Below are 19,603 nucleotides of genomic sequence, written 5' to 3' on the forward strand. Positions count from 1 at the left end.
CAGGGCAAGGTCAGTTGATCAGGTTGAACAGCGAAAGGCTGGCCAGCTTGGTGAAGCTCGCCTGGCTCGCCTCGAGCACGGTCATGGTCTGCTGCAGCCGGGCGACGGTCGAGGCGATATCGGTCCCGCCCACGGTGTTCTCCTCGCCCGCGCGCAGCTCGCCAAGGTCGGCGCGGCGCGTGGCCGTGAGGTCGAGCCAGGCGAGGCGCGAGCCGACCACGGTTTGCGCGGTGGTCAACGAGTCGGTCGCCGCGTTCATCGCGTCGATCCCGTCCTTTGCCGCCGTCTGCGCTGCCGTTCCCCCGGCCTGCAGCGCGTCGGACAGGGTCTTGAGCTCGGCCATCAGGTCGGTCGAGCTGCCGCCCACCGCAAAGCCGAACAACTGCGGCCCGGTCAGCACCGGGGTGACCGACTGGCCATCGCCCAGCGGCAGGCTCGGCGCATTGGCCGTGCCGATGTAAGATGCATTGCCGCTGGCATCGACGGCATAGGCATCGCCCGGCGATTGCCCGCCGAACAGCGCGCCGCCCGCTGAATTGCGGCCATTGGCCAGCTGGATGATGTTCTCGCGGATCGAGGCCACTTCCTGGCCGATCCCCGCGCGCTGCGCATCGGTCAGGGTGCCGTTGGCGGCCTGGGTCGCCAGTTCCTTGACCCGCGCCACATAGTCGGCAAGCGACGACAGCGCCCCGTCGGTCAGTTGAAGGTCGCCGGTCGCGCGGTCGGCATTGGCGGTGTCGATGGTCGAATTGGCATCGGCCCGCTGCAGCTGGCGCAGCCGCGATGCTGCCACCGGATCGTCGGACGAGCGGGTCAGCCGCTCGCCGCTGGAAAGACTGGCTTGCAGCGTCTCGGCCTCGGCCCTCAGCCCGCTCATGTCGATGACCGAGCGCTCGTAGAAGGCGCTGGTGCTGGTGCTGATCGTGGTCATTCCCGGTCTCCTCAGCCGATGCCCAGCAGGGTATCGATGATGTCCTTGGCCGCCTGCATCACCTTGCCCGATGCCTGAAAGGCCTGCTGGTAGCGGATCAGGTTGGTCGCCTCGGTGTCGAGGTCGACCCCCGCCTGGGCGGCAAGGCTGACCCGGGCCGTGCTGGCGATGGTGTCGAGCGCGTTGCGCGTCACCGTGCGCCCGGCCACCGTGCTCGAAATGTCGAACAGCAGGGCATCCATACCCGCGGTCGGATCATTGGCGGAAAGCGCGCTGCGCAGCGCGGTCAGGTTGGCCGTGTCGCGGCTGTTCGCGGCCGAGCCGGCGGCGGCCACGGCAATCCCGGCGCCGTCGGTCAGGGCCAGCGTGATTCCCGCTGCCCCGCCGCCGACACCGCTGAACATGGCCTGCCCGGTCGACCCGTCGAGCGCGGCGCCGGAGCCTTGCGCGGAATTGACCGTGCTCATCATCGTCTCGGCCAGCGCGTCGAGCTTGGAGTGCACATCGGCGAGCTTGGTCAGGGCCAGCGCCTTGCCGGCGAGCGATCCGCCCGACAGGCTGGCGGCGGTGCCCGCAACATCGAAGCTGATCGTTCCGTCGCTGGCCGTGGTCATGCCCAGCGCATAGGCGCTGCCGCCCTCGACCAGCTTCTCCCCGCTCGCCCCGCCAACCCGGACCACCACGGTCCCGTCGGTCGAATTGATCGTGGTCGCAACGTCGGTATAGGCTGACAGCTGCTGGAGCAGGCTGTCGCGCTGGTCGAGCAGGGCGGTCTGGTCGCTGGTCGAATCCGCCGCGCGGGCAAGGCGCAGGTTCACCCGCGCCAGTTCCTGCGCCAGCGTGTTGACCTGGGTCACCCCGTCGGTCGCCTCGAAGCGCAGCCCGGTGCCTACCGAGTCCAGCGCCGATGCGGCGATGTTGAACGTGCCCGCCATGGTCCGCGCGTCCTCGATCACGTTGGCGCGCAGCGAGGAGGAGGTCGGATCGCCGACCAGTTGCTGGAGCGAGCCTTCGAAGGCCACCATCGCATCATAGACGCCAGACTGCTCGACCGCGCTCTCGATGTTCTCGAGCCCGGCCACCTCGGCATCGGCGCGGGCCGCGTCGGCCCCGGTGCGGCGCACTTCGGCCTGGCGGAACAAGTCGGCATTGCGCACCACGCTGTCCAGCCTGACGCCCGAGAGCGAGACATCGCCGATCGTGCCGATCCCGCCCGAGGAGGAGACCTCCTCCAGCCGGACCGAACGCCGCACGTAGCCGTCGGACGAGGCGTTGGCGATGTTCTGCGCGGTCACGTCGAGCGCGATCCGCGCCGCCATGGCGCCGCTGCGCCCGATCGAGAGAAGGTCGCTGGCCATGCCCGCTTATCCCTTGGTGCCGGAGGCGTTGGTGACTTGGGCCGAAAGCTGGGCCTCGATCGCCTTGGCAAGGCCAAAGGCCCCGCGCTCGGAAGCGATCGCGGCGAAGCGCTCGTCCTGCATCTGGTTGAAAGTGTCCATCGCCTGGCCGGAGAACAGGCTGTCCTCCCCGGCCGGCTTGGCCTTGCGCGCCTCGGCCAGCATCTGGCGCACGAAGATCGCCTCGAACTGCTTGGCGGCGGCGGAGAGCTTGGTCTTGTCCGCCAGTCCGTTCTTTTCGGAGGGCGCCTGCGCGCCGAGCGCGAGGGTCGCAGTGGTTGCGGCAATATCCATCACAGCACCTCCATCTCGGCCTTGAGCGCTCCGGCCTGCTTGAGCGCCTGCAGGATCTCGACGAGGTCCGAAGGCCCCACGCCCAGCAGGTTGAGCGCGTCGACCACCTTGGCCAGCGAGGCGCCGCCCTTTTCGTAGGCGATGTGGCTGCCTTCCTCGTCGGCGCTGACCTTGCTCTCCGGCGTCACCACGGTCTGCCCCTTGGAAAAGGCGCCGGGCTGCGAAACGTTGATCTTCTCGTCGACCTTGAGCACGAGCTTGCCGTGGCTGATCGCGGCCGGGGCAAGGCGCACCGCGCTGTTGATCACCACGGTCCCGGTCCGGCTGTTGACGATCACCTTGGCCGGCGTCTCGGCCGGCACCACGGTCAGCATCTCGATCGCGGCCATCATGCTCGACCGTACGTCCGCGCCCGAAGGCAGGCGCAGCGCCAGCGTCACCCCATCCTCGACCGAGGCGGTCCCGGGATAGTGCGAATTGACCGCATCGCGCACCCGCGCGGCGGTGAGGAAGTCGGCTTGGTACAGGTTCCAGCGCAGCACTTCGGCGCTGTCGAACCCGGTGGCCACGGCGCGCTCCACGCTCGCCCCTTCCGGGATGCGGCCCACGGTCGGCACGTTGACGGTCAGCTTCGAGCCGTCGCGGCCCGAAACGCCAAGCCCGCCCACGGCGAGGTTGCCCTGCGCCATGCCGTAGATCTGCCCGTCCGCACCGTAGAGCGGGGCCAGCACCAGCGCCCCGCCGCGCAGGGACTTGGCCTTGCCGATGGCCGAGACGGTGACGTCGATGTGCTGCCCCGGCTTGGCGAATGCGGGCAGCTCGGCGGTGATCAGCACGGCGGCGGCATTCTTCAGCCCCGGCGAGACCCCCGGCGGCAGTTGCAGCCCGAGCCGCCCGGCCGTGCCGCGCATGGCCTGGGTGAGGTATTCGAGGTTGTCATCGCCCGTCCCGTCAAGCCCGACGACCACGCCGTAGCCGGTCAGCTGGTTGGAACGCACGCCCTGAAAGGCGCCAAGATCGCGCACCCGCTCGGCGTGGACCGGCCCCGCCAGCAGGGCAGGCCCGATCAGCGCGGCAAGGGCAAGGGTGATGAGGCGGCGGATCACTGCGGGCCCCCTCAGAACGGCGAGATCATGTTGAAGAACCGGCTCAGCCAGCCCTCGCGCCCGGCGCGCTGGATCGAGCCGTTCCCGGCATATTCCATCCGCGCGTCGGCCACCTTGGCCGAGGTCACGGAATTGGTCTGGGGGTCGATGTCGGCGAGCCGCACGATCCCGGAAAACTGGATCCATTCCTGGCCCTGGCTCAGCAGCAAGCGCTTTTCTCCTTTGACCAGCGCGGTCCCGTTCGGGCGCACTTCGGCGATCGTCACGCCCACGGTCCCGGAAAACGACGATGTCTGCGCGGCGCTGCCATCTCCCTTGAACGACGATTGGCCGCTCGCATTAAGGGCATCGGGATTGAGAAAACCGAGCGGGCCCGAAGTGGGCGGGGTCAGCGAGAAGCCTCCGTTGCGGCTGGTCTTGGACCCGGCGGTCTTGGCGGTCGTGGTATTCTCGATCAGCAGGATCGTCACCGGATCGCCGACCCGGCGGGCGACATTGCCCTGCACGAGGCCCGCATAACCCAGCCCTGCATCGAAAATGCCGCCCGTCGCGGGCCGCAGGACCGGCGCGGCCATGGGCTGCGCCGCCTCGAACCCCACCGGCGGCTTGCGGGCGAGGGCAGGGGCAGACCCCACCGCAAGCGCAACCAGCCCCACAATCCCCACCCCGCTCAGGCTGAACCTGTCGAAGGCTACGCGCTGCCCCATCGTCTTGGTCATCCCCGTCCTCACAGCGTCTGGTTCGCGTTCTTGAGCATCTCGTCGACCGCCGAGATCATCTTGGAATTGATCTCGTAGGCGCGCTGCGCCTCGATCATGTCGACCAGTTCCTCGACCACGTTGACGTTCGAGGCTTCGAGCATGCCCTGCCGGATATTGCCGCGCCCGTTCTGCCCGGCCGGGCCGATCTGGGCCTGGCCGCTGGCGGCGGTCTCGGTCAGGAAGTTGTCGCCGGTCGCCTTCAGTCCGCCCGGATTGGCGAAGGAGGCAATGGTGATCTGGCCCAGCTGGGTCGGCTCGGTCTGCCCGGCCACCGTGGCCGAAACCGTGCCGTCGGCGGCCACGGTGATCGCGCTCGCGCCCTCGGGCACGGTGATCGCCGGCTGCAAGGGATAGCCCTGCGAGGTCACCAGCTGGCCCTCGGCCGAACGGGTGAAATTGCCGGCGCGGGTATAGGCGAGCTGCCCGCCCGGCAGGGTCACCTGGAAGAACCCGTCCCCGTCGAGCGCGAGGTCGAGCGCATTGCCGGTGGTCTGCAGGGTGCCCTGCGTCTCGATCCGGCTGGTCGACTGCAGGCCCACGCCCGTGCCGAGGTTGAGGCCCGTGGCATAGGCGGTCTCGGCCGAGGACTGCTGCCCCGCCACCCGCGCGTCCTGATAGGCCAGGGTGGCGAAATTGGCGCGGTCGCGCTTGTATCCGGTGGTGCCGACGTTGGCGAGGTTGTTGGCGATCACCCGCATCCGCTGGTCCTGGGCCTCGAGGCCGGTGCGGGCGACGTGAAGGGCGCTGGAAGGCATGGGTCTTTCTCCGGTGAATGCTTACGACAGGCGCATGAGAGCGGTGCCGCCCTCGTCGATGTCCTTGGCGGTGCTGATCAGCTTGGTGCGGATGTCGAACAGGCGCTGGGCCTCGACCATCTCGACCAGCACTTCGCTGGGGTTGACGTTGGACGCCTCAAGGCTGCCGGGCACGATCCTGGCATCAAGGTCGGCGGGCAGGGTGCCGCCGCCATAGACGCGGAAGGCCCCGTCCAGCCCCTTCTCGATCCTGCTGCCCTCGCGGCTGACCAGTTTGAGCCGGTCGACCCGCGCGGGCGGTGCGTCGGGCGTGGCCGGATCGCGCACCAGTACCGATCCGTCCGGCCCGATCGAAACCTCGCCGCCCGGCGGCACGGTGATCGGCCCGTTCTCGCCGATCACTGGCAAGCCCTCGCCATTGGTGAGCGCGCCCCCGGCCGAAACCGAGAGGTCCCCGCGCCGGGTATAGACTTCCTCGCCCTCGGCCGACTGGACCGCCAGCATGGTCTGCCCGGTCATGGCGATGTCGAGGCTCCGCCCGGTCTCGTTCAGCGCGCCCTGCTTCATCGAGGCGCCGCGCACCTCGGCATCGGTCATGGCCCGCACTTCGAGCCCGTCCCCGTCCTTGATCGTCATCGGCGTGAACTGCAGCGTCTCGGCGCGAAAGCCGACCGTCTGCGTATTGGCCATGTTGTTGGCGATCACCCGCTGGCGCACCATCGAGTTGTTCATGCCGGAAAAGGCGGTGAAGATCAGGCGGTCCATCGGGCCACTCCGTCAGCTGGGATCAGGTGCGCAGGTTGATAATGGTCTGCGAGATCTGGGTGGCCGTATCGATCGCCTTGGCATTGGCCTGGAAATCGCGCTGGGCGCTGATCAGGGCCACCAGCTCCTCGGCAATGTCGACGTTCGACCGTTCGAGCGCGCCCGAGAGCAGCTCGCCGTACTGGCCGTTGCCCGGCTGGCCCAAGGTGGCCGCGCCCGAGATCCCGGTCGAGACCCAGTTGGACGAGCCGACCTGCTTCAGCCCGCTCGGGGCGACGAAGGAGGCCAGCGCGATCTTGCCGATGATCGTGTTGCTGCCGTCGGCATAGGATGCGGTCACGTCGCCGTTGCCGCTCACGGTCACCCCGGCGAATTCGGCCCCGGCGGCATTGGTCGCGGGCACCTGGGCGTCGATCGGGGTGGTCGAGGTCACGGCGCCGGTCGCATCGACCGGGAAGACCTGCAGGCGGTTGTCCGAACCGTCGTGGACATAGCCCGCGCCGTCCATCGTGAAGCTGCCGTTGCGGGTATAGTACGTCTGCCCCGTCGCGGCGTTGACCGTGGCGAAGAACCCGTCGCCATTGATCGCCACGTCGAGCGCCGAGCCGGTCTGGTCGATCGGCCCCAGCGCGAAGTTCTGCTTGATCGCCTCGACCGTGGCCCCGATCCCCTGGATCATCTTGGGGTTGGAATAGGCCGAACCGGCCACGATGTCGGCGAATTCGACCGTGCTCTTCTTGAAGCCGTTGGTCTCCGAATTGGCGATGTTGTGCGAGATCACGGAAAGGTCGGTCTGGGCGTTCTTCAGCCCGGTCAGCGAAGTGTAGAAAGACATCGGTTTGCTCCCTTGCTCAGGCGGTTGTCGTGGTGGTGGCGGCGGCGCTCGCGGCGGCGTTGCCGCTGGCAACGGCCAGCGTCGCCTCCTGGGCTGCCACCACGGCGTCGAGCTTGTCGGCGATCACCGCCAGCTTCTCGTTGAGGGCGGAGACCCCGTCGTTCATCTCGGTCGTCTGCGAGAGCGAGGTGAACTGGGCCATCTGCGCCAGCATCTGGGTGTTGTCGGTCGGGTTGAACGGGTCCTGCTGCTGAAGCTGGGTAGTCATCAGCTTGAGGAAGTCGCTCGAGCCGAGCGAGGACAGCCCGCCCGAAGACGCGCTGGACGAAGTGGCCGAAGTGGCCGCCGAAGTGTTGGAAATCGTGGTCATTTCATCCTCATCGTGTCGAGCATCAGCTGCTTGGCGGTGGAAAGGGCCTCGACCAGGTTCTGGTACTGGCGCGAGGAGTCGAGCATCTCGACCATCTCGGCGTTCTCATCGACCGGGGCAGTCCAGACGTCGCCGTTGGCATCGGCCAGCGGGTGGTCGGGATTGTGTTCGCGGATCGGCTGGGCGGTCGATTGGACCACGCCGCGCACGTCCACGGTGGCCAGCCCGCTCTGCTGGTCGAGCGCGGCGGCGAAGACCGGGCGGATCGGGCGATAGGATGCCTCGGCGCTGCCGCTCACGGTCCCGGCATTGGCCAGGTTCGATGCCGCCGCGTTCATCCGCACCAGCTGGGCGGAAAGCCCGCGCTGGGCGAGGCCGAACAGGGTGAGGGGGGCGCCATTGGTGGAGTTGGGGCCGCTCATCTCACTCGCCCTTCAGCGCGCGGGTCACGGTTTCGACCCGGCCCTTGATGAACTGGAGCGTGGCCGAATAACCGACCGCGTTTTCGGAGAAGGCGGTCTGCTCGGTCATCATCTCGACCGTGTTGCCATCGAGGCTGGGCATGGTCGGCACGCGAAACCGCGTCGCGCCGGAAACCGCCTGGTCGGTGCTGGCCCCGCCCTCGCTGGCTTTGAGCGCGGCGGCGAAGTCGATGTCACGCGCCTTGTAGCCGGGGGTCGCCGCATTGGCGATGTTGGAGGTGATCAGCCCCATGCGCTGCGAGCGCAGCGCCAGGGCCGTCCCATGAATGCCGAACAGGGTCTCGCTCACGTCTGCCGTCCTCTTGCGATGGCGGAATGGATCGTCGTGGGATTAGCAAGCGCCGTGCCAAACGCGCATTTCCGCCGCTTTCGCCCGCACCGGCAGCGCCATCCGGCAGGCCCTTGCCGGGCGGCGGCAAAATGGCGCCGCGCCCCTGAATATGCCGCCGCTCCTGCCGTTCTCAGGAGCACCCCAAAGGATATTGCCCCGCGATGCCGCTTCCCCTGATCGATGGACTCTCGGCCCTGATCGTGTTCGGGGGCACGCTCCTCGCCACCCTGCTGCGCTCGGGCTGGCGCGAGAGCGCCCTGGCCCTGCGCGCGGCGCTGGCCGCCTTCGGCCCCGGCTTCAGCGCCGAACGCACGCGGGGCGAACTGGCCGCCCAGGTCCGCGCGATCCGCGAGGACGGCGTGCTGCGCGCCCGCCGCCGCCCGGTGGGAGACCGCGAGTTCGACGAGGCGACCGACGCCCTGATCCAGCACCGCTCGATCCCCGCGCTGCTCGCCGCGCATGAGAAGCACAAGGCCCGCCGCCTCGGCGAAGCCGCGCTCGCCATGCGGGTGCTTGCCCAGTCGGCCGAACTGGCCCCGGTCTGCGGCATGGTCGGAACGCTGGTGGCGCTGAGCCGCTTGCCCGCCACGTCCGGGCCCGAGGCGATAACCGGCGCGGTCGGCATGGCGGTCGTCACCACGCTGTACGGGCTCCTCGCCGCCAACCTCGTTCTCGCCCCGCTCGCCCGGAAAGTCGAACGCGCCGCCCGCGCCGAAGACGCCGCGCGCGAGGAAGTGACCGAATGGATCGCCGCGCAGGTGGCCGAAGGAATGCCTCACCTGCGCGCGGCTCCCGTTCACCACCACCACGAAGCGGCTGCCTGATGACCGGCGCGGAGTTTCCCGCCTCCGATCCGCTCGGCTCGGTCCAGGTCCGCGCCGGGCTCGGCTGGCAATATGCCCTGGCCGATCTCGCCCTGATCCTGTTCCTCGTCACCGCCTCGGCGCTCGCCCGGCAGCAGCCGCCCGCGCCGCCTGCCGTCACCTCCGCGCCCACGGCGCCCGCTCTGGCCGATCCCGTCGCCGTCTGGCGCGCCGGCCCCGGCGGCCCCAGCCTCGAAACGTGGCTTGCCGGCCAGACCCTCGACCCGCGCCAGCGCCTGACCATCGTCGCGCGCTATTCCGGCGGCCATGCGCAGGAAGCCTTCGCCCGCGCGCAAGGGGTGATGGCCGAAGTGAAAGTCCTGCCCCGCTCGACCCGGATGGTGGTCGAACCCGCCCCGATGGACGACCTCTCCGCCACGCTCACGTGGGATAGCTGAACCCGCGATGGCACGGCCCTTGCAGCAAGTGCGGCGATAGAGTGCGGCAACGCCCGTTGCACTCCCGTTGCAGAGGCTTTGCAAATGACCCCTATCGCCGCGCTTCTTTTCGCCGCCGCCACCGCTTTTGCCGATCCCGCCGCGATCGACCAGACCGTGGCCGAATTCACCGGCGCTCCGCTCGGCACCCCCGGCGGGGCCGCGCAAGGCGTTGATCGCAGGCTGAAACTCGCCGCCTGCCGCAATCCGCTCAGCCTCGGCTGGTATGCCGGGCGGCGCGATACGGTGCTGGTCCAGTGCCCCGACGCGGCCGGCTGGCGCCTCTTCGTGCCGCTCCTGCAAAATGCGCTGGCACCCGCGCAGGCGGCCCCGGCAATCCTGCGCGGAGAGGCCGTGACAATCCTCATCTCGGGTGAGGGCTTCACCGTCTTCCAGCCCGGCCAGGCGCTCGACGGGGGCGCCGTAGGCTCCTGGATTCGCGTGAAAAATGCAGCTTCCGCCGGCGCCGAGCCGGTCCGCGCCCGGATCGTCCGCCCCGGCCTCGTCCGGCTCGATCTCGGCACCGATTTGCCGTAACCCGGCAAATTATTACCGCATCCCTTAAACGGACCTAGCGGCCGCCGTTCTCTCACCTGAGAACACACGGAGCGGCCACCATGCCTATCGAATCCAGCCAGAACATACCGGGTGTCCGACCGGTCGGCGCCATGGATGCCCGTATCGCCCGGACCGCCGCCGGTGCGAAGGACGGCGCTGCGAGCGCGGCCGCAACCGGCGCGAGCGAACAGGTCACCTATCAGCCGAGTGAGGCGCTCGACCCGGGCCAGGCCCCGGTCGATGCCGAGCGCGTCGCGGTTATCCGCCACGCGATCGAATCCGGCACTTACCCGGTCATTCCCACCAAGATCGCCGACGCGATGATCGCGGCCGGCATGCTGCTGAGGGCCCAGGCATGAGCATTCCCACCCTGCGCGATAGGCTGCGGCAGATGGTTGCCGCGCTGGAAACCGAACGGCAGGCGCTTGCCGGGCTCGACCTTGACCAGATCATGGCCAGCTCGCTCGAAAAGAACGGCCTGTGCGATGCTCTCTCGAGCGCCAACCCGGCCGAGGTCGACGACGAATGCCGCGGCCTGCTCGAAGCCGCACGGCGCCTGAACGAGGTAAACCGGCAGGTTCGCAACCTGATTGCGGCCAATGTCTCGGCCCGCCTCGATGCGCTGGTCGGCTCGCCCCAGCTTTACCGGGCCACCCCCGCCTATGCCTATGCCGGAGCGCGCTGAATCGATTTGGCACGCCCCTTGCTGAACCGGTCCCCGAGGCAATCGCACTCGGGGATTTGGCTTGAGCGAGATATCATCTTCCGGCGTTAACTCGGCAGGCAGCGCAACAGCCGCCCCTGCCGCCGTTGCCAGGGCGGCCATCGCCCGCGCCGCCAATGCCACCGGGGTCGATTTCGACTACCTGCTGGCCCAGGCCAAGCTCGAATCCGGGCTCGACCCGCACGCCCGCTCGGGCAGCTCCAGCGCCACCGGGCTTTACCAGTTCCTCGGCTCGACCTGGATCGATACCCTGAAGAAGCACGGCGCCGAGCACGGCCTCGGCTGGGCGGGCGCTGCGGCGTCCGATCCGGCCATGCGCGCCCAGATCATGGCCCTGCGCCACGATCCCCAGGCCTCGGCGCTGATGGCCGCCGAACTCGCCAGCGATAACAAGGCTGCCCTTTCCGGCCATCTGGGCCGCGAACCCGATGCCGCCGAACTTTACCTCGCCCACTTCCTCGGCGCGCAGGGGGCAGGGCAATTCCTCTCGGCCCTCGCCAGTGATCCTTCGCAAAGCGCCGCTTCCGTGCTGCCCGCCGCCGCGGCGACCAACCGCGCGATCTTCTTCTCCCCCTCCGGCCCCCGCTCGGTGAGCGAGGTGATGAGCCTGCTGCGCAGCCGCGTTGCCGGCGCCATGGAAGGCGGCGACGCCTCGCAATGGGCGAACGCCATGCCTTACGGTGCGAGCCCTGCCTCCGCAGCCGCCGCCCCGCAATTCACCGGCGGCCCGGTCGCCCGTGCGTTCCAGGCGGCCGCCCAAGGCGCGCAGGCCCCGACCTCGATGGCCGAGACCCTGCGCCAGACCTTCAACCTTGGCGGCAACGCCAGCGGCGAGGGTGCAGCCCCGGCCAATGTCGCCGCCGCCTATCACCGCCTCTCGGCCCTGGGATTCTAAGCCATGAAGCTCGCAAAAGCCTCGGCCATCGCGCTTCCCGCCGGCATCCTCACGCTCATCTGCCTGATGATCGTGCCGGTGCCGACCGTCCTGCTCGACGTGTTCTTCGTCCTCAACATCGCGCTCTCGGTCGCCGTGCTGATGGCCTCGATGAACGCGGCCAAGCCCCTCGATTTCTCCTCGTTCCCGAGCGTGCTGCTCTTCGCCACCCTGCTGCGCCTCGCGCTCAACGTGGCCTCCACCCGCGTCGTACTGGTCAACGGCCATTCGGGCGGCGCGGCGGCGGGCCATGTGATCGAGGCTTTCGGCGCCTTCCTCATCGGCGGCAATTTCGCGGTCGGCCTGTTCGTCTTCATGATCCTGATGATCATCAACCTGATCGTCGTCACCAAGGGTGCGGGCCGCGTTTCGGAAGTCTCGGCGCGCTTCACCCTCGATGCCCTGCCGGGCAAGCAGATGGCGATCGACGCCGACCTCGCCGCCGGGCTGATGACGGCCGACGAAGCCAAGGCCCGCCGCCTCGAAGTGGGTACAGAGGCCGATTTCTACGGCTCGATGGACGGTGCCTCCAAGTTCGTGAAGGGCGACGCCATCGCCGCCCTGCTGATCCTCGGGGTCAACATCATCGCCGGCTTCGTGCTCGGCATGGTCAGCCACGGCCTCTCCGCCAGCGAAGCGGCCGAGCGCTACATCACCCTTGCCGTGGGCGACGCGCTGGTGGCGCAGGTGCCCGCCCTGCTGCTCTCGATCGCCGCCGCCGTGATCGTCACCCGCGTGTCCGACAGCCGGGATCTTGCCGGGCAGATCGGCGGCCAGTTCGCCAATCCCGCCACCTGGCTCCCCGTCGCCGTGATCCTCGCCGCCATCGGCGCGATCCCGGCCATGCCGCAAACCGTGTTCCTGCCCGCCGCCGGCCTCGCCTTCTGGCTCTACAAGAGCCTCAAGCAGCGCGCCGCCAGGGCCGCCGTTCCCGTGGTCGTCCCGCCCCCTGCGGCAGACCCGCAGAAGATCGCGCTCGACGAGGTGTCGGACCACACCCTCGTCACGATCGAGCTGGGCTTCGGCCTCGTCCACCTGGTCGACGACCGGCGCGGTTCGCCGCTGGTCACGCGGATCACCGGGGTGCGAAAGCAGCTCTCGCAGACCTTCGGCTTCATCGTCCCCCAGTTCCGGGTGCGCGACGCGCTGGAAATGCCGCCTTACGACTATCGCATCGTGCTCGGCGGCGTTCCGCTCGGCCAGGCAACGATCCGTTCGGACAAGGTGCTGGCGATCAACGCCGGTGAGGCGCGCGACAATCACACCCTCGTCGGCGAGCCGACCACCGACCCCAGCTTCGGCTGCCCGGCGCTGTGGATCGATCCCGCGGCGCGCGACCATGCCATTGCCGAGGGCTTCCTCACCGTCGATGCCTCAACCGTCATCGCCACCCACCTCAACCAGCTCTTGGTCGAGCGCGCCTCGGCCCTGCTTGGGCCAGACGAAGTGCGCCAGATCCTCGAGGCGGTGAAGGAACATTCCTCCGGCCTCGTCGAAACGGTCTATCCCGCCCCGCTCACGCTGGCCGCCGCCACGCGCCTGCTGCGCGCCCTGCTGGAGGAAGGGGTGCCGCTCGGCCACCCGCTGCCGATCCTGCAGAGCCTCAGCCAGGCGGTGCAGGTCACGCTCGATCACGAGCGGCTGGTCGACATGGTCCGGGCCGATCTCGGCGCGCTGATCGTCGGCCGGGTCTGCGCCCCGCACGAACGCTTGCCGGTGCTGACGCTGGAAGCCCGCCTCGAAGGGGCGATCGTCCAGGGGCTCCACGATCCCGCCACCGGCCAGCCGGTGATCGAGCCCGATCTCGCCCGCGCCATCGGGGAACGCGTCGCCGCGATCGTCGCCGAGCGCGGCCCCGGCGCGATCCCGCCCGCGCTGATCGTCCAGCCGCGCGCGCGCCGGGCGCTGGCCGCGCTGCTCAGGCTTCGTGCGCCGCAGTGCCTCGTCCTCTCGATTTCCGAACTTCCGCCGGCCCAGCCGATCGAGGTCCTCGCCGTCATCGGCGGCGACCCGGCCCCTGCGCCCGCGCTCCCCCATCCCGACGGCCCGTTTGCAGAAGAGCTGGCAGCATGAAACACGATCAGAAATCCTTCGCAGTTCGCTCCGTTGCGGGCGCCTATGGCGGCGATGTCGCCGAGCGGGTCCGCCGCTTCCTGCCGATGGTCCGGCGCCTCGCCTGGCACGTCCACGGCTCGGGCCGCCCGGGGATCGAACTGGAAGACCTCGTCCAGGCCGGGCTCGTCGCCCTGACCGAATGCGCCCAGCGCCATGCCGGGCCGAGCGAGGACGGCTTTGCCGCCTATGCCAAGATGCGGGTGAGGGGGGCCATGGTCGACCTGATCCGCCGCTCGGTCCCGCTCTCGCGCGGGGCAAGCGAGCGGCGCAAGCTGCTGCGCGAACAGGAAGACGCCCTGCGCGGCAGGCTTGGCCGCGATGCCACTCCCGCCGAACTGGCCAAGGCGCTCGACATCACCGAGAACGAACTCGCCGATCTGCGCTCGTCGAGCGAACCCCTGCGTTTCGAGACGCTCGACGAAGCCTATTCCGACAGCGACCTTGCCTTCGCCGACCAGGGCCCCGATGCCTTCGCCGTGCTGGAGGGCGAGGAAATCCGCGGCGCCGTGGTCCGCGCCATCGCCGCCCTGCCGGAGCGCTTGCAACTCGTCACCCAGCTCTATTTCGTCGAGGAACTCAATCTCTCGGAAATCGCCGGGGTGCTCGAAGTCTCGATCCCGCGCGTCCACCAATTGAAGGCCCAGGCGCTCGACCAGTTGCGCAAGGCGCTAAGCGGGATGGCCGAGATTCTGTAGCGCGCGGTGCGGGCGATTGCCTGACAGACCTGTAAGTGATAGGCGCGAAGGCATGGCTTCCTGCGATACCTGCCTCGTGCGCAACCGGGCGATCTGTGCGGCTCTCGACGCGGATGAAATCGGCGCGCTCAACACGATCGGGCGCCAGCGCCTGCTCGAGCCGGGCGAATCGCTGATCTGGGAGGGGGACGATTCGGTCCTCGTCGCCAACGTGATCGAAGGCGTGCTCAAGCTGTCCACCGGCACGGAGGACGGGCGCGAGCAGATCGTCGGCATGGTCTTCGCCTCCGATTTCATCGGCCGCCCCTTCGGTACGACCACCGGCCACGGCGTCACCGCGCTGACCGAGGCCAAGGTCTGCGTGTTCAACCGCCGCGATTTCGATTCCTTCGCCCGCGCGCACCCCGCGCTCGAACACAAGCTGCTGCAGCGCACGCTTGACGAGCTGGACCGGACCCGCCGCTGGATGCTGCTGCTCGGGCGCAAGTCGGCGAGCGAAAAGGTCGCCTCCTTCCTGATCGAGATGACCGACCGCGTCGCCTCGCCGGGCTGTTCCAGCCTGATGCCGCCCGGCGCGATCCACCTCGACCTGCCGGTTTCGCGCCAGCAGATCGCCGACGTGCTCGGCCTCACCATCGAAACGGTCAGCCGCCAGTTCACCCGCCTCAAGGCCGATCGGATCATTGACCTCCCCTCGCGCCGCGAAGTCGTGGTGCTGGACCGGGCGGCCCTGGTCGCCGAAGCAGGCTGACGCCCCGGCCCTGTGGGGCCGGAGCACCATCTCCGTTCAGAAGCGGTAAGCGATCCCGCCGCTCACCACCCACGGGTCCAGCTTGTGGCGGGTCTTGAGCGCCGTCGCCGACCCGGCATAGAAGGTCGCGTCGGTCCGCACCCAGTACTTCTTGGCGTCGAGCGACAGCGAGTAGCCATTGCCCAGCGCCACGTCGGCGCCCGCCTGCAGGGCCACGCCCAGCTCGCTCGACAGGTGGGTGCGGGTCACGCCGACCGACCTGACCAGCGCGCTCGGCTCGTCGCTCAACACGATGAACAGGGCCGGGCCAACGCCGACGTAGGGTTTGATCGCGCCGAGCGGCAGGTGATACTTGGCGGTCAGCGTCGCCGGGATGATCTTGACGTTGTCGACCGCGACCTTGCCCGCCAGCGAGCCCGAGGAAATCGTCACGTGATGCGCGGTGACGCAGCAGATCGTCTCGAGCGAGACATTCGGCGTGAAGAAATACTCGATCGCCACGGTCGGCACGACATTGTCGTTGGCCTTGGTGTCCTTGACCGCCCCGGCCGCGACCAGCCCCGCACTGTCGTTCTTCACGGCCGTCACCTTGCCATCGGCCAGCACGCCCGTCGCCAGCAGCTTGATCTGCAGCCTGCCTTCCGCGTCGCCGGCATGGGCCGTGCCCGAAAGCGCCCCCGAGACCGCCAGCGCGCCAAGGGCGGCGGTGGTGAGCATCAGCTTGTTCATGTTCCCTCATCTTCGCGCCGCCCCGGTTCGCACCCTGCGAACCATCCCTCGCGGCGTCGCACAAAAAATCGGGAGCCAATCGCAACCTGACATTGATCGAGCGCAAACATGCGACTTTGGTCGAATATCGCCTCTTCCCGAGCGGAATTTGACTCTCGTCAATGTTGCACTGCCCAAAGCGGTCCAGTGCGGGACGGTCAAATCAACCTGAGAGGGAAGGCTCATGGTTACCGTTGTTTCGCGCGCTGGCATCTGGCTGGTCGCGCTGCTTCTCGCTATCCTTGCCGTCGCCGCTGCGGCCGACAAGGGCTTTGCCATCCAGATGGGCATCGTTGCCGCGGCCTGCGCCGTGGGCCTGTGGACCGCGCTCACCCGGGCCGACTATGCAGGCGTGGCCCGCGGCCTGATCCACGCCCCGGCCGACCAGTCGCGCTATGATGACGATCCGATCCGCTGGGGGGTGATCGCCACGGTCTTCTGGGGCATGGCCGGCTTCCTCGCCGGGCTCTACATCGCCCTGCAGCTGGCCTATCCGGTGCTCAACCTCGGGCTGGAATGGACCACCTTCGGCCGCCTGCGCCCGCTGCACACCTCCGCCGTCATCTTCGCTTTCGGAGGCAATGCGCTGATTGCGACCTCGTTCTACGTGGTCCAGCGCACTTGCCGGGCGAGGCTGGCCTTCCCCGGCCTCGCCCGTTTCGTTTTCTGGGGCTACCAGCTGTTCATCGTGCTGGCCGCCACCGGCTACCTGCTCGGGATCACCCAGGGCAAGGAATATGCCGAGCCGGAATGGTACGTCGACCTGTGGCTGACCGTGGTCTGGCTCGCTTACCTCGCGGTCTTCGTCGGCACCCTGGTCAAGCGGACCGAGCCGCACATCTACGTCGCCAACTGGTTCTACCTCTCGTTCATCCTGACCGTGGCCATGCTCCACCTGGTCAACAACCTGAACCTGCCGGTGAGCCTGCTGGGCAGCCGCTCCTACCCGGTCTTCGCCGGGGTGCAGGGCGCGCTGGTGCAATGGTGGTACGGCCATAACGCGGTCGGCTTCTTCCTCACCGCCGGCTTCCTCGCGATGATGTACTACTTCGTGCCGAAGCAGGCCGAACGCCCGATCTATTCCTACCGCCTGTCGATCATCCACTTCTGGGCGCTGATCTTCCTCTACATCTGGGCCGGCCCCCACCACCTGCACTACACCGCGCTGCCGGACTGGGCGCAGACGCTGGGCATGGTCTTCTCGGTCATGCTGTGGATGCCGAGCTGGGGCGGGATGATCAACGGCCTGATGACGCTCAACGGCGCCTGGGACAAGGTCCGCACCGATCCGATCATCCGCCTGTTCGTGATCAGCCTCGCCTTCTACGGGATGAGCACCTTCGAGGGCCCGATGATGTCGGTGAAGACGGTGAACTCGCTGTCGCACTATACCGACTGGACCATCGGCCACGTCCACTCCGGCGCGCTCGGCTGGAACGGCATGATCACCTTCGCCTGCATCTACTACCTGACCCCGCGCCTCTGGGCCCGGAGCCGGATGTATTCGCTCAGGATGATCAACTGGCACTTCTGGCTCGCGACCATCGGGATCGTCTTCTACGCCGCCTCGATGTGGGTGGCCGGGATCACCGAGGGCCTGATGTGGCGCGAATACGGCGCCGACGGCTACCTCGTGAACTCCTTCGCGGAATCGGTCGCGGCGGTCCACCCGATGTTCCTGCTGCGCGCCTTCGGTGGCCTGCTCTACCTCGCCGGCGCGGTGATCATGACCGTCAACGTGTGGAAGACCATCGCCGGCTCGCCCCTGCGCGAAGAGGCTCCCCTCAGGGATGCGCCTTACAACGCCGTGCAGGACCGTCCTCTCGTGCCCGTCGCCGTCCCGGCCGAATAAGGAACATCAGCCATGACTGCTGCTGAAAACGGGCTGGTTACCGGCCACAAGAAGTTCGAACGCAACGTCACCCTGCTGGCGGTCCTCGCCTTTGCCGCCGTCACCATCGGCGGGATCGTCGAGATCGCCCCGCTGTTCTGGATCGACAACACGATCGAGAAGGTGGACGGGGTGCGCCCCTATACCCCGCTCGAACAGGCAGGGCGCGACATCTACATCCGCGAAGGGTGCTACGTCTGCCACAGCCAGATGATCCGGCCCTTCCGTGACGAGACCGAGCGCTACGGCCATTACAGCCTCGCCGCTGAATCGATGTACGATCATCCCTTCCAATGGGGCTCCAAGCGCACCGGGCCGGACCTTGCCCGCGTGGGCGGGCGCTATTCGGATGAATGGCACGTCCAGCACCTCGTCGATCCGCGCTCGGTCGTGCCGGAATCGGTCATGCCGATGTACGCCTTCCTCAAGGATCGGGACCTGTCGAAGAGCGACACCGAAGGCTCGATGAGCGGCGAACTCAAGGCGCTCTATCATGTCGGGGTGCCCTATTCGCAGGACCAGATCGCCCATGCCGACGAGGATCTCAAGGCCCAGGCCGGGCAGGGTGACGCCGCCGAGCTGGCCAAGCGCTGGCCCAAGGCCCAGGCCCGCGATTTCGACGGCAATCCCGCCCGGCTGACCGAGATGGACGCGCTGGTCGCCTATCTCCAGGTGCTTGGCACGATGGTCGATACCAACAGCGCCGCAGCGCAGGAAGACCTGGCGAAGGAGACGGGCCGGTGAGTCACTACGACACCCTGCGCCATCTCGCCGACAGCTGGGGGCTGGTGGTGATGACCGCCGTGTTCCTCTGCCTGTGCGCCTGGCCTTTCCGCCCCGGAGCGCGGCGCGCCAACGAGACCGCCGCCACCATGATCTTCGAGGATGAAGACAATGGATAACAGGAAGATCGACGATGCCACCGGCGTCGAGACCGTCGGCCACGAATGGGACGGCATCGAGGAACTCAACAACCCGCTGCCGCGCTGGTGGCTCTGGACCTTCTACGCCACGATCGCCTTCTCGGTGGCCTACTGCGTGGTCTATCCGGCGATCCCGATGCTTTCCAAGGGCACCGACGGGGCGTGGAAGTGGTCGAGCCGGGGCGCGCTCGCGGCCGAGATGAGCAAGGCCGAACAGGGCCGCGCCGCCACGCTCGCCGCCATCGCTGCCACCCCGATCGAGGCCCTGCCGGAAAAGCCGCAGCTGATGCAGGCGGCCGTCGCGGGGGGCAGGGCGGCCTTCCGGGTCAACTGCGTGCAGTGCCACGGCGCGGGCGCGGCCGGCTTCAAGGGCTATCCCAACCTCAACGACGATGACTGGCTGTGGGGCGGCGACCTGAGGACGATCGAGACCACGATTACCCACGGCATCCGCTTCCCCGGGGATGACCAGACCCGGCAGAGTCAGATGCCCAACTTCGGCAAGGACGGCCTGCTCCCGGCAGCGTCTGTCAGCGACGTTGCCAGCTATGTCCTGACCCTCTCGGGCAAGGAACAGCCCGGCGCGGCCAGCCAGCGCGGCGCGGCGACTTTCGCGGCCAACTGCGCCGTCTGCCATGGGCCGGAAGGCAAGGGCGGCCGCCAGTTCGGCGCGCCCAACCTCGCCGATGCGATCTGGCTCTACGGCGGCACCCATGCCGATGTCGCGGCCAGCGTGACCAGCGCTCATGCCGGGGTCATGCCCGCCTGGGCCCACCGTCTCGATCCGGTCACGATCAAGATGCTCGCGGCCTATGTCCACTCGCTGGGCGGCGGCGAGAAGTTCGCCCCCGTCCCTACTCCTGAGGAGAGCACTCCGGCGGGCGGCGCAGCCCCCGCCGCCGCTGCTCCGAGGTAAA

General features: G+C 68.4%; 25 protein-coding genes. 13 read left to right on the forward strand and 12 right to left on the reverse strand.

The window, feature by feature from the left end:
• Positions 1–10 precede the first annotated feature (10 nt).
• The 11 genes from H7F51_RS08760 to flgB are packed head-to-tail and all read right to left on the reverse strand — an operon-like array spanning position 11 to position 7,985.
• Positions 11–931 carry a flagellin N-terminal helical domain-containing protein gene (locus H7F51_RS08760; RefSeq protein ID WP_185663885.1) on the reverse strand — a complete coding sequence of 307 codons (921 nt, stop codon included), beginning with the start codon at positions 929–931 and terminating at the stop codon, positions 11–13.
• A gap of 11 nt (positions 932–942) precedes the next feature.
• Positions 943–2,289: a flagellar hook-associated protein FlgK gene (gene flgK, locus H7F51_RS08765; RefSeq protein ID WP_185663886.1), complete on the reverse strand. Its 1,347-nt coding sequence runs from the start codon at positions 2,287–2,289 to the stop codon at positions 943–945.
• Between the two features lie 6 nt (positions 2,290–2,295).
• Positions 2,296–2,622, reverse strand: a complete 327-nt coding sequence (locus tag H7F51_RS08770) for a rod-binding protein (RefSeq protein ID WP_185663887.1) — start codon at positions 2,620–2,622, stop codon at positions 2,296–2,298.
• On the reverse strand, positions 2,622–3,728 hold the full coding sequence (locus tag H7F51_RS08775; RefSeq protein ID WP_343061252.1) for a flagellar basal body P-ring protein FlgI: 1,107 nt from the start codon (positions 3,726–3,728) through the stop codon (positions 2,622–2,624). The genes H7F51_RS08770 and H7F51_RS08775 overlap by 1 nt, the downstream gene beginning before the upstream one ends.
• Before the next feature lie 11 nt (positions 3,729–3,739).
• The gene (locus tag H7F51_RS18650) at positions 3,740–4,447 is read right to left on the reverse strand and encodes a flagellar basal body L-ring protein FlgH (RefSeq protein ID WP_246448042.1); all 708 of its coding nucleotides are present in this window, start codon (positions 4,445–4,447) and stop codon (positions 3,740–3,742) included.
• A gap of 8 nt (positions 4,448–4,455) precedes the next feature.
• Positions 4,456–5,244, reverse strand: coding sequence for a flagellar basal-body rod protein FlgG (gene flgG / locus H7F51_RS08780; protein WP_185663889.1), 789 nt, complete (start codon positions 5,242–5,244; stop codon positions 4,456–4,458).
• 21 nt (positions 5,245–5,265) lie between these two features.
• Entirely contained in the window at positions 5,266–6,009 is a 744-nt protein-coding gene (locus H7F51_RS08785) for a flagellar basal body rod protein FlgF (RefSeq protein ID WP_185663890.1), read from the reverse strand.
• A 22-nt stretch (positions 6,010–6,031) separates the two neighbouring features.
• Positions 6,032–6,844 carry a flagellar hook-basal body complex protein gene (locus tag H7F51_RS08790; RefSeq protein WP_185663891.1) on the reverse strand — a complete coding sequence of 271 codons (813 nt, stop codon included), beginning with the start codon at positions 6,842–6,844 and terminating at the stop codon, positions 6,032–6,034.
• A gap of 16 nt (positions 6,845–6,860) precedes the next feature.
• Entirely contained in the window at positions 6,861–7,214 is a 354-nt protein-coding gene (locus H7F51_RS08795; RefSeq protein ID WP_185663892.1) for a flagellar hook assembly protein FlgD, read from the reverse strand.
• On the reverse strand, positions 7,211–7,636 hold the full coding sequence (flgC, locus tag H7F51_RS08800) for a flagellar basal body rod protein FlgC (RefSeq protein ID WP_185663893.1): 426 nt from the start codon (positions 7,634–7,636) through the stop codon (positions 7,211–7,213). Before flgC ends, H7F51_RS08795 begins: the two co-directional genes overlap by 4 nt.
• Position 7,637: 1 nt before the next feature.
• Positions 7,638–7,985 (reverse strand): flagellar basal body rod protein FlgB, encoded by a 348-nt coding sequence (flgB, locus tag H7F51_RS08805; RefSeq protein WP_185663894.1) that lies wholly within the window; start codon positions 7,983–7,985, stop codon positions 7,638–7,640.
• Positions 7,986–8,188: 203 nt separating this feature from the next.
• Between flgB and H7F51_RS08810 the strand changes: the two genes are divergently transcribed.
• The 9 genes from H7F51_RS08810 to H7F51_RS08850 all read left to right on the forward strand — a co-directional run bounded on the left by H7F51_RS08810 (position 8,189) and on the right by H7F51_RS08850 (position 15,104).
• Positions 8,189–8,851, forward strand: a complete 663-nt coding sequence (locus tag H7F51_RS08810) for a MotA/TolQ/ExbB proton channel family protein (RefSeq protein ID WP_185663895.1) — start codon at positions 8,189–8,191, stop codon at positions 8,849–8,851.
• The gene (locus H7F51_RS08815) at positions 8,851–9,288 is read left to right on the forward strand and encodes a hypothetical protein (RefSeq protein ID WP_185663896.1); all 438 of its coding nucleotides are present in this window, start codon (positions 8,851–8,853) and stop codon (positions 9,286–9,288) included. Before H7F51_RS08810 ends, H7F51_RS08815 begins: the two co-directional genes overlap by 1 nt.
• Positions 9,289–9,372: 84 nt before the next feature.
• On the forward strand, positions 9,373–9,864 hold the full coding sequence (locus H7F51_RS08820; RefSeq protein WP_185663897.1) for a flagella basal body P-ring formation protein FlgA: 492 nt from the start codon (positions 9,373–9,375) through the stop codon (positions 9,862–9,864).
• A gap of 80 nt (positions 9,865–9,944) precedes the next feature.
• Positions 9,945–10,244 (forward strand): flagellar biosynthesis anti-sigma factor FlgM, encoded by a 300-nt coding sequence (flgM, locus tag H7F51_RS08825; RefSeq protein WP_246448045.1) that lies wholly within the window; start codon positions 9,945–9,947, stop codon positions 10,242–10,244.
• Positions 10,241–10,570 carry a flagellar protein FlgN gene (locus H7F51_RS08830; RefSeq protein ID WP_246448047.1) on the forward strand — a complete coding sequence of 110 codons (330 nt, stop codon included), beginning with the start codon at positions 10,241–10,243 and terminating at the stop codon, positions 10,568–10,570. Before flgM ends, H7F51_RS08830 begins: the two co-directional genes overlap by 4 nt.
• Before the next feature lie 61 nt (positions 10,571–10,631).
• Positions 10,632–11,504 (forward strand): transglycosylase SLT domain-containing protein, encoded by an 873-nt coding sequence (locus H7F51_RS08835; RefSeq protein WP_221774072.1) that lies wholly within the window; start codon positions 10,632–10,634, stop codon positions 11,502–11,504.
• Between the two features lie 3 nt (positions 11,505–11,507).
• Positions 11,508–13,616, forward strand: coding sequence for a flagellar biosynthesis protein FlhA (locus tag H7F51_RS08840; protein ID WP_185663898.1), 2,109 nt, complete (start codon positions 11,508–11,510; stop codon positions 13,614–13,616).
• The gene (locus H7F51_RS08845; protein WP_185663899.1) at positions 13,613–14,353 is read left to right on the forward strand and encodes a sigma-70 family RNA polymerase sigma factor; all 741 of its coding nucleotides are present in this window, start codon (positions 13,613–13,615) and stop codon (positions 14,351–14,353) included. Before H7F51_RS08840 ends, H7F51_RS08845 begins: the two co-directional genes overlap by 4 nt.
• A 52-nt stretch (positions 14,354–14,405) precedes the next feature.
• A complete protein-coding gene (locus H7F51_RS08850) occupies positions 14,406–15,104 on the forward strand; it encodes a Crp/Fnr family transcriptional regulator (protein ID WP_185663900.1) in 699 nt (232 codons plus the stop codon).
• 36 nt (positions 15,105–15,140) lie between these two features.
• Here H7F51_RS08850 and H7F51_RS08855 read toward each other — a convergent pair whose 3' ends face one another.
• A complete protein-coding gene (locus H7F51_RS08855; protein WP_185663901.1) occupies positions 15,141–15,833 on the reverse strand; it encodes an OmpW/AlkL family protein in 693 nt (230 codons plus the stop codon).
• 223 nt (positions 15,834–16,056) lie between these two features.
• Here H7F51_RS08855 and ccoN point away from each other — a divergent pair, with 223 nt between their 5' ends.
• The 4 genes from ccoN to ccoP are packed head-to-tail and all read left to right on the forward strand — an operon-like array spanning position 16,057 to position 19,602.
• Positions 16,057–17,724, forward strand: coding sequence for a cytochrome-c oxidase, cbb3-type subunit I (gene ccoN, locus H7F51_RS08860; protein ID WP_185663902.1), 1,668 nt, complete (start codon positions 16,057–16,059; stop codon positions 17,722–17,724).
• A gap of 12 nt (positions 17,725–17,736) precedes the next feature.
• A complete protein-coding gene (gene ccoO, locus H7F51_RS08865) occupies positions 17,737–18,507 on the forward strand; it encodes a cytochrome-c oxidase, cbb3-type subunit II (RefSeq protein WP_185663903.1) in 771 nt (256 codons plus the stop codon).
• Positions 18,504–18,665: a CcoQ/FixQ family Cbb3-type cytochrome c oxidase assembly chaperone gene (locus H7F51_RS08870; RefSeq protein WP_185663904.1), complete on the forward strand. Its 162-nt coding sequence runs from the start codon at positions 18,504–18,506 to the stop codon at positions 18,663–18,665. The genes ccoO and H7F51_RS08870 overlap by 4 nt, the downstream gene beginning before the upstream one ends.
• On the forward strand, positions 18,658–19,602 hold the full coding sequence (ccoP, locus tag H7F51_RS08875; protein WP_185663905.1) for a cytochrome-c oxidase, cbb3-type subunit III: 945 nt from the start codon (positions 18,658–18,660) through the stop codon (positions 19,600–19,602). Before H7F51_RS08870 ends, ccoP begins: the two co-directional genes overlap by 8 nt.
• The last annotated feature ends 1 nt before the right edge of the window (position 19,603 follow it).

The sequence above is a fragment of the Novosphingobium flavum genome (assembly GCF_014230315.1).
In the GTDB taxonomy this organism is placed as follows: Bacteria; Pseudomonadota; Alphaproteobacteria; order Sphingomonadales; family Sphingomonadaceae; genus Novosphingobium; species Novosphingobium flavum.